Source organism: Flavobacterium bizetiae, from assembly GCF_902804475.1.
GTDB lineage: Bacteria > Bacteroidota > Bacteroidia > Flavobacteriales > Flavobacteriaceae > Flavobacterium > Flavobacterium bizetiae.
This window is the reverse complement of the sequence record NZ_CADCSU010000104.1, coordinates 13,912-29,117: the sequence shown is the minus strand read 5'-3', so window position 1 is coordinate 29,117 and position 15,206 is coordinate 13,912. Positions and strand designations below refer to the sequence as shown.

Genomic DNA, 15,206 nt, shown 5'->3' with positions numbered 1-15,206 from the left:
GATTTTGAATGTTGTATTTTTAATAATTGTAATTTTTCTGCCTGCACTTTTTTAGCCGTTACTTTTATCGATTGTGTTTTTAATGATTGCATTTTTAATGAGGCAAAAATAAATTATGTCGCTTTTAAAACAGCCACATTTAACCGATGCGAAATTAAAGAAGTGAATTTTGCCATGTGCGACAAACTCATTTTCGAAGTTCATTTTTATAATTGTACTTTAGATTTTTCGAAGTTTTATACTTTAAAAATAAAAGGAACAACCTTTACCAATTGCAGTTTAATTGCGGTCGATTTTATGGCTGCAGATCTTACCAGTGTTCTTTTTGACAATTGCGACTTGTACCGCTCAGAATTCGACAAAGCCATCGCCAACAAAGCCGATTTTAAAACGAGCTATAATTATACGATTGATCCATCAAAAACCAAACTGAAGAAAGCTGTTTTTGCTTTGAAGGAAGTAAAAGGATTGCTGTTTAAGCATGATGTGATTGTGAGTTAAAAACAAACACGAATTTCACGAATTTACACGAATTGGTTTGTGAAAATTAATTTCACAAAGTAAACTAGACATTAAGAATTAGTGTCAATTGGTAAATTTGGGCTTAAAATTAATTTACAACACTAGACAATCATTTATATACAAGCATTTTAATCCTAGTTTGTCATTTCGAGGAACGAGAAATCCTCGTAAGAAACTCTACAAAGATTGATTATTAGGAACGGAGCTACTTGCGAGGATTTCTCGTTCCTCGAAATGACAAAAATGCTGAAAATTACTTTTACAGCTTCTTCTCCATCACATAATCTTCCATCAAATAACTGTTTCCGATTTCAATATCAACTTCTTCTTTAACTTCAAAGCCTATTTTTTTATAAAAACCTAAAGCAGAGTTGAATCGGTTTACGTTTAACAACAATGCTTTTGAATTATTTTCTAAAGCTAATTTTCCAATTTCGTCAATAACTTTTTTACCAATTCCTTTTCCTTGTGTTTCCGGTAAAAGATAGATTTTATGAATTTTCGTTACTGTTTCTCCATTATAATTATGTTCAATTCCGATAAAACCTATATTAGTTTCATCTTCATCAATCATATAAAATAATTGTATTTTTTTATTGTATTGTTCGTTTAAAGCTTCAGTAGAATAAAAAAGCCCCAACATATAATCTAATTGTTCTTTTGATAGGATTTCACCGTAAGTAATGGGCCAAGTAATATTTACTATATTCTGAATTTGCTTAATATCGTGTATTGTTGCTGCTGTAATCGTAATCATAATTCTATTTAAAATGCTTTTATTACTTAGTAAAAATTTGATTTTCTTGTTCGCTTACGCGGATAAAAGTCGTTCGTTTTGTTAATTCTTTTAATTTCGAAGCACCTACATAAGTACAAGTACTTCTTAATCCGCCTAAAATGTCCAAAACGGTATTGATAGCCTGGCCTTTAAAAGGTACCTGAACTGTTTTTCCTTCGCTGGCTCTGTATTCTGCAACTCCTCCAACATATTTATCCATTGCTGTTGTAGAACTCATTCCGTAAAATTGTTTGAATTTTTCGCCGTTTATTTCGATCAACTCTCCTCCGCTTTCAGTATGTCCTGCGAGCATTCCACCCAACATGACAAAATCTGAACCTGCGCCAAAAGCTTTAGCAACATCTCCGGGAGTTTTACATCCGCCATCACTTATAATGTGTCCGCCCAAACCGTGCGCAGCATCTGCACATTCTATAATAGCCGAAAGTTGCGGATATCCTACACCTGTTTTTACGCGAGTGGTACAAACTGAACCTGGTCCAATACCTACTTTTACGATATCGGCTCCAGCCAATAACAATTCTTCTACCATTTCGCCGGTAACCACATTTCCGGCAATAATAACTTTATCGGGATATTGTTTTCGGGTTTGTTTTAAAAACTGAACAAAATGCTCTGAATAACCATTAGCGACATCAATACAGATAAATTTCAGCAACGGATTTGCGGTTATAATTTGACCGATTTTCGCAAAATCTTCTTTTCCTGTTCCTGTACTAATAGCGATATAATCATAGAAATCCGGCGTAACATTTTTCAGGAAATCATTCCATTCTTGCAACGAATAATGTTTATGAATGGCTGTGAATAGCTTTTCTTTTGCCAAAACCTTCGCCATCTCAAAAGTACCAACGGTATCCATATTGGCCGCCATAATCGGGATTCCTGTCCAGATTGTGGTAGAATGCAAAAATTTAAAATTCCGCTCAAGCGAAACTTCTGATCTGCTTTTTAATGTAGATCTTTTTGGCCGAATCATTACATCTTTAAACCCTAGTTTCAGATCCGTTTCTATTCTCATGGCTTTACGTTTTGGTTACTCTCAAATATAAGAAATTTTAGATTGCTGTCCCGAGGCTTCGGGATAGATTTTAGATTTTTAAAACTTTGCGCTTAATTGGCACGCGGATGACACGGATTCGCTATCGCGAAAACGCGGATTTTCTTTTTTTTTGAAAACTTTATTATTGGAGCGCGTTTCGACTTCGCTCAACGTGACAAACTGAAAACTGCGACTGAGACTGCGACTGTCCTGAACACTAAAAAAACTGAGACTGAAAACTGAGACTAAAAAATTACCCGTGAATCGTTTCGCCTTTTCCGTAGTTTGTGATGATAGATTCTTCGTACGCCAACCATTCTCTCCAACGTTTTTCAACGTCGATTCCTATTCCGTATTTTCTGGCGTATGTGATGAAGGTTGTGTAATGTCCTGCTTCGCTTTCCATTAATTCTCTGTAGAAAATGGCTAATTCTTCATCCTGAATATTTTCAGATAAAACTTTAAAACGTTCGCAGCTTCTGGCTTCGATCATCGCAGAAAACAATAATCTTTCTACAAGACCGGAAACTCTGCTTCCGTCGCCGCTTTTCTTCATATATAAATACAATTCATTTACATAATCGTCTTTGCGCTCGCGTCCTAGTTTTAATCCTCTTTTGATAATGATATTATGAACTTGCTCAAAATGATCGATTTCTTCTTTGGCTAAAGCCAATAAATCTTTAACCAAATCCTGGTGTTCTGAGTTATTCGTAATAATTGTAATCGCGTTTGTTGCTGCTTTTTGCTCGCACCAAGCGTGATCTGTAAGGATTTCTTCAATATTTTTTTCTACAATGTTTACCCATCTTGGATCTGTTGGTAATTGTAATCTTAGTATGCCCATTTCTTATAAGTCTTAAAGTTGTAAAGTCGAAAGTTGTAAAGTCAAAAAAAGTCGAAGATCAAAACTAAAATAGAATTTTACATTCCATTTCAAGACTTTCGACCTTCGACTTTAAGACTTTATGACTGATTTTTAGTAAACGAAAATTGGTCTTTCGCTCATCATTTCATTTACTTCGTTTGCTACTTCTTCGATAACAGCTTCATTGGTATGATCAGCTAATACTTTATCGATAAGTGCTACGATAGTTTCCATGTCTTCTTCAACTAAACCACGAGTTGTGATTGCAGCTGTTCCTACACGAATTCCTGAAGTTACAAATGGTGATTTATCATCAAATGGAACCATATTTTTATTTACAGTAATTTCTGCTTTTACTAATGCGTTTTCAGCTTCTTTACCAGAAATATTTTTATTTCTTAAGTCAATAAGCATCATGTGGTTATCAGTTCCTCCAGAAATAATTTTGTATCCTCTTTTTACAAAAGCATCTGCCATAGCATTTGCATTTTTTTGCAATTGCATTGCATATGTAAAGAACTCATCTTTTAATGCTTCACCAAAAGCAACAGCTTTAGCAGCGATAATGTGCATTAATGGTCCTCCTTGGTTTCCTGGAAAAACAGCAAGATCTAATAAAGATGACATCATTCTGATTTCTCCTTTTGGAGTTTTTAAACCTTGTGGGTTTTCGAAATCTTTCCCCATCAAGATCAAACCTCCGCGTGGTCCACGTAAAGTTTTGTGAGTTGTTGTAGAAACGATATGACAATGAGGAATCGGGTCATTCATTAATCCTTTTGCAATAAGACCTGCAGGGTGAGAAATATCAGCAAACAAGATTGCTCCTACGCTATCAGCGATTTGTCTGAAACGTGCAAAATCCATATCACGAGAATAAGCTGATGCTCCTGCGATGATTAATTTTGGCTGCTCTTTTGTTGCAATTTCCTGAATTTTATCATAGTCTAAACGACCTGTTTCAGCATCTACACCGTAAAAAACAGGCTTGTATAAACGACCTGAAAAGTTTACCGGAGAACCGTGAGTCAAGTGACCACCGTGAGATAAATCAAAACCTAAGATCGTATCTCCAGGATTTAAACATGCATGGTAAACTGCTGTATTCGCCTGAGATCCAGAGTGAGGCTGAACGTTTGCATATTCAGCACCAAATAATTCTTTTGCTCTGTCTATTGCAATTTGCTCAATAACGTCAACTACTTCACAACCTCCGTAGTATCTTTTGCCAGGATATCCCTCAGCATATTTGTTAGTTAAAACAGAACCAGCTGCTTCCATTACCTCATCACTTACAAAATTCTCTGAAGCGATAAGTTCTAATCCGTGAATTTGTCTGTCTTGTTCCTCTAGTATAAGGTCAAAAATTTGTTCGTCGCGTTGCATTTTTTCGTTTTTCGTTAATTTCCTGCAAAAATACAAAAAAACGTTTGTCAAACTGCTAGATTATGATATATTTGACATAGAATTTTTCAACAAATAATTAACATTCACATGCCAATAACCGCTAACGATACCAAAAGAAAATCATGGTTAGAAGTGCCAGAAAATAGCGACTTCCCTATTCAAAATATTCCTTTCGGTGTATTTCTTACCAAAGAAAATGTCGTTACAGTAGGAACACGAATTGGCGACTACGCTATAGATTTAGGGGCTCTACAACAATTAAACTATTTCGCAGGAATAGATTTAACTGATGATATGTTCATGCAGGACACGCTTAATGATTTTATTTCTGATGGAAAAAAAACATGGCGTTTAGTTCGAAATCGCATCGCTGATATTTTCGACGAAACCAACCCGCAACTAAGAGATTCAACAAAAGATCGCGATATTGTTATTTTTAAAATCGACGATGTTGAGATGCAATTACCGGTCTTAATTGGTGATTATACTGACTTTTACTCGAGTAAAGAACATGCTACGAACGTGGGAAAAATGTTCCGCGATCCTGAAAATGCTTTATTACCAAACTGGTTACATATACCTGTAGGATACCATGGCAGAAGTTCTACTATTGTTCCGTCCGGAATTCCGGTTCACAGACCAATGGGACAAACTTTACCGGCTGGAGAAAAATATCCGGTTTTTGGACCGTCTCGTTTGGTTGATTTTGAATTAGAAACAGCTTTTATTACCACTGACGTAAATATAATGGGAGAAAATATCCCAACTTACGAAGCCGAAGATTATATTTTTGGAATGGTTTTATTGAATGACTGGAGCGCGCGCGATATCCAGAAATGGGAATATGTGCCTCTTGGACCATTCTTAGCTAAAAACTTTGCTACATCAATTTCTCCGTGGATTGTAACTATGGATGCTTTGGAGCCTTTTAGAACTAAAGGTCCTAAACAAGATCCTTCGCCATTACCTTATTTACAAACTAAAGGGAAAAAAGCATTTGATATTCATCTTGAAGTTTCTATTAAACCTGAAGATGCTGAAGAAACTGTGGTTTCTAAATCAAATTTTAAATATTTGTACTGGTCAATGAGTCAGCAATTAGCACATCATACTTCTAATGGTTGTCGTGTAAATTCTGGTGATATGATGGGTTCTGGAACTATTTCTGGTCCTACTCCGGACAGTTTTGGCTCGATGTTGGAATTGACTTGGGGAGGAAAAAATCCACTGAAATTAAACGATGGCAGCGAACGTAAGTTTATCGAAGATAATGATACTGTAATTATTAGAGGTTTTTGCGAAAATGCTGAAGTGAGACTTGGTTTTGGTGAAGTTGCCAGCCAACTTTTACCTCCATTTATCAGACCATGAAGAGCAGATAAAGCATCTGAAGATATCTAGAAAATAAAAAAAACCTTAGTGAGAACTAAGGTTTTTTTATGCTTTATATTTAACTAAAATTTGAAAGAAAAAGTTTTTATTCCAAAATCATTTTTACCCAAACCAAACGATGATCTGAACTTGATTCTCGTTTTTCAACTAATGCTGACATTGGTTCACCTTTTGCAGGCCAGAATACACCACTGGCGAGAACCTTAAAACCTAATCTTGATGGCAATACATAATCAGCTCGCATTCTCCAAAAGGCTGTATGATTAACTCCAAAAGCATTTTCAGGACTATATTCAGCACCGCCTTTACTAGCAGGTGTAAAGTCGCTATTAATTTTCGGACTGTCTATTAAAGACTTTATACCTTCTCTAATGGCGTTTCCTTCAACTGGTGAGGCATTTTGATCACCCATTATGACAAATCGAGAATCTGGAGATAAACCACCTTTTACTCCTTTATCATCATAAATATACGAAGCCGAATTGTCTGAAATATAATCTCTCCAGAACCGGATTTCATCATGATTTCTTTTGCCATTTCGATCTTCATCACCATCAAAAGTAGGAGGAGTTGGATGACTGACTAAAACATGAACTATTTTATTACCAATCTCTACAGGAACATCCCAATGAGATTTTGAAGATAATGGAAATTCCTTCCATGCTTTCTTACTATACCAATTCGATCCATCTGCTTTTTTGGTAAGCAATGCTCCTGGCATATCTTTCCATTTAAAATGCTGAAAAGTACGAACTGCCTTAACATCAATAGGATATTTAGATAAAAGCATCATGCCATACTGCCCGGGATACATACCAAATCCCCATGCGTCATTTCCAAAATTATTTAACTTTCCATCATTGTTCAAATCGTAAGGACTTGGCTGGCCAGTATTCACTGTTGAATAATAGTAATAAGGATAATCAATAGCCGCCACTCCGCCCTGGCTCACATTCAGGTAATTTTTGATGAATGCCTTCACTCCAAGTTCAGGGTCTTTAATGTAATCGAATTCATTTAACAGAATAACGTCTGGTCTAACGGTTTGAATAATCTGAGCAATATTTCTGATTTGAGTATTACGCCCTGAATTAAGCTGAGAAATCAATATTTGCTCCGATTTTCCCATTGCGCCTTTCGGAGAATAATTATCAGCTTCCATACTCACATTATAGGTAGCAAATGTAAGTTCTGGTTTTTCCTGCGACTCAGACTGTGAAAATAAAGCTCCGGAAGAAAGCACGGAAAGGATAAAAAATATTTTCTTCATATAAAATTAAATCTGCATTTCTGCATTGTTGAACATACGAATATAAGAAGGATGTTGGGACACACAGCAAATCTGTCTGTTAAATATACAATAAAAAAAAGCTGCCACTTTTGGTGACAGCTCAAATGATATAAGAAAGTCTCTGTATACCTGATAATTTTATTACAGATTAATGCGACTATTTTTTTTATGCAGGAATCTGTTGGCTTAAACAATGTAAAGTTCCAAATCCCCAGATAAAATCGATACAGCTTATTCCTATTACTTCTCTGTCAGGGAAACATTCCGCTAATATATTTAATGCAACTCTGTCATTGCTATCATTAAAAGTAGGAACCAAAACACAATTATTCAAGATTAAAAAGTTGGCATAACTTGCCGGTAATCTTAAATCTTCAAAATCTACACGTTTTGGCATTGGTAATGCTACGATTGTTGGTGATTTTCCGTCTTCTAATTTTGCATTTTGCAAACGTTTCAAATTGTCTTGTAACGGTTTGTAATTCGCATCATTTTTATCTGTTTCAACAATTGTTACAATCGTATCTTCGTTTACAAATCGGCATAAATCATCGATGTGACCGTGAGTATCATCTCCTTCTATTCCATCGCCTAACCAAATTACGTTGGTAACTCCAAGATATTCTTTAAAAACAGCTTCGTAATCTTCTTTGGTAAAGTTTTTATTTCGAACCTGAATTGTTGGGTGCATCAAACATTCTTCAGAGGTTAATAAAGTTCCTCGTCCGTTTACATCAATTGCTCCGCCTTCTACAATTACCGGTTTTCCTTTATACATTACCTGAGATAAGGGAACATCAATAAAATCGGCAATTTTACCCGGAACAAATTTATCTAACTGATAGTTTTTATATTTTGCCCAACCATTAAAATTAAAATTTAATGCTTCTCTTTTCGAACCATTTTTTACAACAATTGGTCCAGAATCACGCATCCAGCTTCTGTTTGTTTTATGAATGATAAAAGATACATTCGCAATATTCACGCGTGCTCTTTCTAGCATTTCGGCTACTTTTTCTTTTAGCTTTTCATCGGCTACAACCAAAAAAACAGTTTCAAAAGTGGCTACTTTTTTTATAAATTCTACAAAAGCCCATTGAACAGCCTCGTATTTTCCTGGCCAGTCGTTACCATTATGTGGAAAACACAATACAATTCCTTGTTGTTTTTCCCATTCTGCTGGAAATCTTCTATTATTTGTTGACATAAAACGTTTCTAATTTTGAAAGTGTACAAAGATAAGCATTCGGCAGGATTATAAAATAGCAGAACCAAAATCATATCAATTTAAGACAAATTATCTTCTAAAAATTAAGTTAAAGATTAAATAATGAAGGCTTAATATACGACCAAAATCTCCTAATTACATTTGGCAAAACTAAAACACACACAAAATGAAAAAACTAAGTATCTCACTATTAGCCGCTTTATCTATTATGGTAAGCTGTAATAATGATGAAAATTCTAAAAAAGAAGAAGAAGTTCTTTTAAACGAAAATCCAGGGTCTTTTAAAGAAATTGCCTCTATAACTATTGGTGGCGAAGGTGCTGCGGAAATCACTGCCTACGACGAAAAAACAAAAAAACTTTTTACAGTAAATAATAGCGGAACAAACCAAATTGATGTTATTGATTTAACTGATCCGACAAAACCAGTTAAAATTGGTAAAATAGATTTGACTCCATATGAAGGAGCTTCTAATAGTGTGGCAGTTTTTGAGGGAAAACTAGCCGTTGCATTAGAATCTACAGTAAACAAGCAAGCAAACGGTAAAGTAGTTGTTTTTAATACTACCGATTATAGTGTTATTAAACAAATTACCGTAGGTGCTTTGCCGGATATGATTACATTTTCGCCTGACGGAAAATATATTATGACAGCTAACGAGGGTGAACCAAATACTGATTATTCGCAAGATCCAATTGGAACGATTTCTATTATAGAAGTAACTAATAATTATGCTGTTACAACTTTAGATTTTACTTCTTTCAGCAGTCAGGCCGAAGCCCTTAAAAAAGAAGGTTTCAGAATTTCTAAAGCTGCAAAAAGCTTTGCTCAGGATATTGAACCTGAATATGTTACTATTTCTGATGATTCTAAAACTGCCTGGGTAACATTACAGGAAAATAATGGAGTAGCAAAAGTAGATTTGACTTCTAAAACTATCACGGCTATTTATCCTTTAGGATTTAAAAATTTCAATACTGCCGAAAATGCAATTGATGTAAGCGACAGCGACGATAAAATAGCTTTTAATCCGTGGAAAGTAAAAGGAATGTTTATGCCTGACGGAATTAGCCATTTTTCTTCTAATAACGTTCCTTATTTCGTTACAGCGAATGAAGGTGACGCTAGAGAATATACAGCTAACACAGACATTAAACGTATGAAAAGCATGAAATTTGATGCAACTGTTTTTCCTGATGCTGCTACCTTAAAACTAGATGCTAATTTAGGAAGATTAAATCTTGTGGCTGATATGGGTGATACTGACGGCGATGGAGATCTTGATGAATTAGTAGCTTTTGGAGCTCGTTCTTTCTCGATCTGGAACGGAAATACTGGAAAAATTGTTTACGACAGTAAAAATGATGTAGATAAAAAAACAAATGATCTAGGAACTTATGACGACAAACGCAGCGATGATAAAGGTTCTGAACCGGAAGCTGTGGTAGCTGTTAAGATGGGAAGTCAGAATATTCTGTTTGTTGGCCTGGAAAGATCCGACGCTTTCATGACTTATAATGTAACGAATCCTACTTCGCCTCAATATTTACAAACAGTAAAAACTGGTGATGCTCCAGAAGGAATATTATTTATTCCGGCTTCTAAAAGTCCAAACAAAAGAAGTTTGTTAGTCGTTAGTAGTGAGGGAGATGGAACGATAAAAATATACCAACCAGATTTAAAATAATTTTCACATTTACAATTTTAAAGAGGAGCTAAATTTATATTTAGCTCTTTTTTTTGCTCTAAAATTTTGATTCTTTTAACGTATTTACATAAATAAAACCCAAAAGGTGGGAATTATGTAAGAGCAAATAGAACACATTCTAAAACTCGTAGTATAATTTTGTCCTGAGTTTAAAACGAAAAACTCGTAATAATCACAATTAAATTAAAATTTGGATATCATGAAAAAGAAATTAGCTTCAGTATCGCTTTTACTACTAACATTCGCTGCGGGTGCACAAAATATGGCAACGACATCAGCTCAACCTACAATTGAAAAACCTTCTTACAATAAATGGTCTTTAGAGTTAAATGGTGGTTTAAACAAACCTCTTAGAGCATTAACCCCAGGTTATTCTACAGAAACTGCTAGTCCGTTTCACGCAGATTTAGGTGTAAGATATATGTTTAATCCTAAATTTGGTTTGAAACTGGATGTTGGATATGACCAATTTCACGAACGCGATAACACGCCGGAATTCGACAGCAAATATTACAGAGCAAGTTTACAAGGGGTTATTAACCTTGGTAGAGCTTTAAACTTTGAAACCTGGACAAACACTTTTGGTTTATTAGCACATGGTGGTTTTGGTGTTTCTCAATTAAGCAATGATGACGGTTTTGACGGAAAAGATTACATGGCTCATGGAATCATGGGATTAACCGGACAAGTTAGATTAAGTAACAGAGTTGCTTTAACAGGAGATCTTACTGGTATTGTTAACGGAAGACAAAATCACAACTTTGATGGTCACGGAGTTCCGACTACAGGTTCATTAGATGGTGTATTATTAAATGCCTCTATTGGTTTGACTTTCTACTTAGGTAAAAACGAAAAACATGCTGACTGGTATTCTGAAGAAAATGAAAGATTAAACCAATTAGAAAACAGAGTTACTACAATCGAAACTGGTCTTATTGACACTGACAAAGATGGTGTTGCTGATCTATACGATTTAGAGCCTAATACTGTTTCAGGAGTTGCTGTAAATACTAAAGGACAATCTATTGATAACAACCAAAATGGTGTTCCGGATGAATTAGAAAGCTACTTAGACAAAACTTATGTTAAAAAAGGTGCTGAAAGTACAGCAACAAATAATACTGTTGAAGAATTGATTAACGGAGGTTATGTTAATGTATATTTTGACTTTAACTCTTCTAAACCAACAAATGCTTCTTTATCTGGTGTTGATTTCTTAGTGAAATACTTAAAAAACAATCCAGGAAAATCTGCAGATATCGTAGGATATGCTGACGAAATTGGAAGTTCAAGTTACAACACTGAATTATCAAGAAAAAGAGCTGAAGCTGTGAAAAAAGTAGCACAAAATGCTGGAATTGATGCTTCAAGATTAAATGTAATTGCTAACGGTGAAGATACTTCTGTGAACAAAAATTCTAAAGAAGCTCGTCAAATCGTAAGAAGAGTTACTTTTAAAGTAAAATAATCTTATTATATATTTTTTAAAGATCCGCTTCGGAATATTCTGAAGCGGATTTTTTTTGTTTAAGGAAAATAAAAAAGGACGAAATATAAATTTCGTCCTTTTTGTATTTATAAATTAACTGAATTAGTCAATTGCTCTTTTTGTAATATCTCCAAAAGCATCAATTCTTCTGTCTCTGAAAAATGGCCAGTTCTGACGTACATTTTCCTGTAGATCTAAATCAACTTCGGCAATTAGAATTTCTTCCTGATCGTGAGAAGCCTGAGCTAAAATCTCACCTTGAGGTCCCGCAATAAATGATGCTCCCCAAAACTGAATTCCTTCTGTTCCTTCGATATATTTTTCTAGACCAATTCTGTTTGCAGCGGCAACAAAAACTCCATTTGCAACAGCGTGACCTTTCATAACATTCATCCAGGCACCGTATTGGTTTTCTCCGTATTGTTCTTTTTCTTTTGGATGCCATCCAATAGCTGTTGGGTAAAACAACACCTCAGCTCCTTTTAATGCTGTAATACGAGCTGCTTCCGGATACCATTGATCCCAACAAATAAGAGTTCCGATTTTTCCTTTTTTAGTTTCAATAGCTTTAAAACCTAAGTCTCCAGGAGTAAAGTAGAATTTCTCATAGAAGTGCGGATCGTCCGGAATGTGCATTTTGCGGTATAAACCAGCTTCTGTACCATCAGTGTCAATAATATAGGCACTATTGTGGTAAATCCCAGCCATTCTTTTTTCGAAGAAAGGAACAATAATTACCACTCCTAATTCTTTTGCCAATTCGCTAAAAGCAATAAATGAAGTACTGTAAAGTGGTTCTGCTAATGCAAAATTGTCTACATCTTCGCTTTGGCAAAAATAATGACTACTATATAATTCAGGTAATAAGATCACTTCGGCACCTTTAGCGGCAGCATCTTTTACCCAGCTGATACATTTTTTAAGATTATTTTCGGCAACGTCATTTAGATTTAACTGAATAACGGCGATTTTATATTTTCTTTTCGGCATGACATAAAATTTAGAGTGCAAAAATAGTAATTTTTAGAGGAATGGCAAAGTACCTTTTGTTAACTTCACACTATAAAAAAAAGAGCCTTTCAGCTCTTTTATATCTGTTTTACAGAATCTCGTTTTGTTGAAAATATTCTAGCAATATAAACAATTTCGTTCTCTTCTATATATAATATTTTATAATCTCTAACAATAATCCTTCTGTATTCAGGCTCAATTTCATCCTTTTGGTATTGTTCTATAAAATGAATATTTTTAGTACTGGATAAAATATCATTTTTTACATTGATTGCGCCTTGAAGTGATTTTTCTTTGTAATAATTATATATTGTTCTTAATTGATCTTTGGCTGTATTGGTCCAAATTACTTTTCTTACCTTGCTCATTTACCAATTCTCAGATTCTTTTTCTAAATCATCCTGAGAAATGAATTCTCCTTTTTGAATCTCTAATTTTGCATTTGCTAATTCAGCTTTATAAGCACCTCTTGTAATTGGTTTACCTTCAACTGAGAAAGCGACTATTTCTTCCTCCTGATAACTTTCAATAACTGCTTTAACAACTTTCAAAAGACGTTCATCTGCAGTATTTATATATTCTAAAACACTATCTCTTAATTCTAAAGCTCCCATAATCATAATCTTTAATGAATCAAAGATAGTAATTTTTAAATCGTTTTTTTTTGAATCAGTTAATTATAAAATACAGCCAAATTTAGCTCTCATAAAAAAAAAGAAAAACCATTTTACAATATTTTAAAATATTTGTAAAATGGTTTTCTGACCAAAAATTTATCTAAGTAACCTAATTATTCAATAACCACTTTTTTAGTTACGAATTCTTTATCTGATTTTTTGAATTTGAATTCAAAAGTTCCTTTTACAGCTGATTTGAATTTGTATACCGTTTTCTTAGGATTCGGAACTTGTAATGTACATACTTCTGATGGGTATTTTACTTCAACCTGTAATCCTTTTACATCCTCAATAACTGTTTCATTAAATTTACTGAATTCTGCGCAAGCATTGTCTGCTACAAAAGTGATATCATAACTCAATTCCTGATCTACCTTTCCTGTTGCAGGACCATCTATTGCTGTTACTGATGCTACTCTTACTACTGGGTTAGGTCCTGGTTTATCATCATCATTACTGCAAGAAATTAATGCTGTTGCTAAAAATAATACTACAATAACTGATTTAAATTTAAAATTTTTCATATAAAATAATAATTAAGTGTTAATTACTATGAAGATGCAAAAGAGTTGCATTGGTTGCTTTAGTAATCTGTTAAATAATTGCACAAAAATAATAAACAATTAAATATCAAAAACTTAACAGAATAAAAAAAATCACGAAACAACAGTTATTTCTGATGAAAATTAAATTTTTCTGGCATAGCCCCGATAGGAACGGCATCCTTTTTAGCCATTTTTTAACGGATAAAAAGCTATAGTGGATAGCGGGACTAATGGTCTTTTTGAAAATGATTGCTTGGCTTCTAAAAAAAACACCAGCCTTTCGACCAGTGTTTTGATACAAATATAGTGATCACTATTATGCGATTTCTTTCTTTTTAAATAGTTTTTTGAACAGGTTTACAAATCCTAAAACTACGAATCCTAATACCAACCCAATTACAAATTCTTTTATGATAGAAGGTAATTTTATTTGAGGCACTAAATGATGAAAAAACGGTATGTAATGCACAAAGATTCCGCCTGCTACAAGAATTAAAGCTATTGTACCAATTACGGTTAAACCTTTAATTACCAGTGGAAGGGCTTTTACTAATGCATTCCCTATAAAATTTGATATGCTTTTTTCGTTTTTACTAAGCTTAATCAATTTATAACCTGCTTCATCCATTCGAACAATAAGGGCAACAATGCCATAAACACCAACTGTTGCTACTAAAGCAATGATAGATGTTACAATGATTTGCTGCGCAAGTGGCTCGTCAATTACTGTACCTAGGGCAATAATTACTATTTCGACAGATAAAATAAAATCGGTTATGATGGCTGATTTTACTTTTCCTTTTTCGGCTTCCAGAATTTGTTCTTCTGTTAAAGTTTCTTCGGTTATTCCTGCTGATTCTTCATGACTGTGCGGAAATATAAATTCGTAAATTTTCTCAGCTCCTTCGTAGGCTAAAAATAGTCCTCCAAGTACAAGTATTACGATGATGGCTACTGGTAAAAAGGCACTTAATAAAAATGCTATTGGCAAAATAATGATTTTATTAAGAAGCGAACCTTTACTGATTGCCCACAATACCGGAAGCTCTCTAGATGACGCAAAGCCTGAAGCTTTCTCAGCATTTACAGCCAAATCATCGCCTAAAATCCCGGCTGTTTTTTTTGCTGCAATCTTACTCATTACTGCAACATCATCCATAATTGCTGCGATATCATCTAATAATACGAAAAAACCTGATGCCATTGTATTTTATTTGGTTTTAAAAA

The 15,206-nt window shown here is 34.3% G+C and carries 15 protein-coding genes; 4 read left to right on the top strand and 11 right to left on the bottom strand.

Annotated elements, in window-relative coordinates:
- A partial coding sequence (locus tag FLACOL7796_RS14135; protein ID WP_173971413.1) for a pentapeptide repeat-containing protein occupies positions 1-501 on the top strand: 501 nt, incomplete at its 5' end.
- Between the two features lie 280 nt (positions 502-781).
- On the opposite strand, the gene FLACOL7796_RS14130 is transcribed toward FLACOL7796_RS14135, so the two are convergent.
- From FLACOL7796_RS14130 to glyA, 4 genes are all read right to left on the bottom strand, one after another.
- Positions 782-1,279: a GNAT family N-acetyltransferase gene (locus FLACOL7796_RS14130; protein ID WP_173971412.1), complete on the bottom strand. Its 498-nt coding sequence runs from the start codon at positions 1,277-1,279 to the stop codon at positions 782-784.
- A 22-nt stretch (positions 1,280-1,301) separates the two neighbouring features.
- Positions 1,302-2,342 (bottom strand): GMP reductase, encoded by a 1,041-nt coding sequence (locus FLACOL7796_RS14125; RefSeq protein WP_173971411.1) that lies wholly within the window; start codon positions 2,340-2,342, stop codon positions 1,302-1,304.
- Between the two features lie 274 nt (positions 2,343-2,616).
- Complete coding sequence (gene miaE / locus FLACOL7796_RS14120) at positions 2,617-3,204, bottom strand: tRNA-(ms[2]io[6]A)-hydroxylase (RefSeq protein WP_317168349.1); 588 nt, start codon at positions 3,202-3,204, stop codon at positions 2,617-2,619.
- 138 nt (positions 3,205-3,342) lie between these two features.
- On the bottom strand, positions 3,343-4,617 hold the full coding sequence (glyA, locus tag FLACOL7796_RS14115) for a serine hydroxymethyltransferase (RefSeq protein WP_173971409.1): 1,275 nt from the start codon (positions 4,615-4,617) through the stop codon (positions 3,343-3,345).
- Positions 4,618-4,725: 108 nt separating this feature from the next.
- On the opposite strand from glyA, the gene fahA reads away from it, so the two are divergent.
- Positions 4,726-6,009: a fumarylacetoacetase gene (fahA, locus tag FLACOL7796_RS14110; RefSeq protein ID WP_173971408.1), complete on the top strand. Its 1,284-nt coding sequence runs from the start codon at positions 4,726-4,728 to the stop codon at positions 6,007-6,009.
- A 106-nt stretch (positions 6,010-6,115) separates the two neighbouring features.
- Here the strand turns inward: fahA and FLACOL7796_RS14105 are convergent, their stop codons facing one another.
- Both FLACOL7796_RS14105 and FLACOL7796_RS14100 read right to left on the bottom strand, forming a co-directional pair.
- The gene (locus FLACOL7796_RS14105; protein ID WP_173971407.1) at positions 6,116-7,300 is read right to left on the bottom strand and encodes an endonuclease/exonuclease/phosphatase family protein; all 1,185 of its coding nucleotides are present in this window, start codon (positions 7,298-7,300) and stop codon (positions 6,116-6,118) included.
- A 187-nt stretch (positions 7,301-7,487) separates the two neighbouring features.
- A complete protein-coding gene (locus FLACOL7796_RS14100; protein WP_173971406.1) occupies positions 7,488-8,528 on the bottom strand; it encodes an agmatine deiminase family protein in 1,041 nt (346 codons plus the stop codon).
- A 187-nt stretch (positions 8,529-8,715) separates the two neighbouring features.
- On the opposite strand from FLACOL7796_RS14100, the gene FLACOL7796_RS14095 reads away from it, so the two are divergent.
- Positions 8,716-10,236: a choice-of-anchor I family protein gene (locus FLACOL7796_RS14095; protein ID WP_173971405.1), complete on the top strand. Its 1,521-nt coding sequence runs from the start codon at positions 8,716-8,718 to the stop codon at positions 10,234-10,236.
- Between the two features lie 220 nt (positions 10,237-10,456).
- On the top strand, positions 10,457-11,725 hold the full coding sequence (locus FLACOL7796_RS14090; protein ID WP_173971404.1) for an OmpA family protein: 1,269 nt from the start codon (positions 10,457-10,459) through the stop codon (positions 11,723-11,725).
- Between the two features lie 123 nt (positions 11,726-11,848).
- On the opposite strand, the gene FLACOL7796_RS14085 is transcribed toward FLACOL7796_RS14090, so the two are convergent.
- From FLACOL7796_RS14085 to FLACOL7796_RS14065, 5 genes are all read right to left on the bottom strand, one after another.
- Positions 11,849-12,736, bottom strand: coding sequence for a carbon-nitrogen hydrolase (locus tag FLACOL7796_RS14085; RefSeq protein ID WP_173971403.1), 888 nt, complete (start codon positions 12,734-12,736; stop codon positions 11,849-11,851).
- A 98-nt stretch (positions 12,737-12,834) separates the two neighbouring features.
- Complete coding sequence (locus tag FLACOL7796_RS14080; RefSeq protein WP_173971402.1) at positions 12,835-13,125, bottom strand: type II toxin-antitoxin system RelE/ParE family toxin; 291 nt, start codon at positions 13,123-13,125, stop codon at positions 12,835-12,837.
- Complete coding sequence (locus tag FLACOL7796_RS14075) at positions 13,126-13,371, bottom strand: hypothetical protein (protein WP_173971401.1); 246 nt, start codon at positions 13,369-13,371, stop codon at positions 13,126-13,128. It lies immediately after the preceding gene.
- 176 nt (positions 13,372-13,547) lie between these two features.
- A complete protein-coding gene (locus FLACOL7796_RS14070; protein ID WP_173971400.1) occupies positions 13,548-13,958 on the bottom strand; it encodes a hypothetical protein in 411 nt (136 codons plus the stop codon).
- 337 nt (positions 13,959-14,295) lie between these two features.
- Positions 14,296-15,183, bottom strand: a complete 888-nt coding sequence (locus tag FLACOL7796_RS14065) for a DUF808 domain-containing protein (RefSeq protein WP_173971399.1) — start codon at positions 15,181-15,183, stop codon at positions 14,296-14,298.
- Positions 15,184-15,206: the final 23 nt, after the last annotated feature.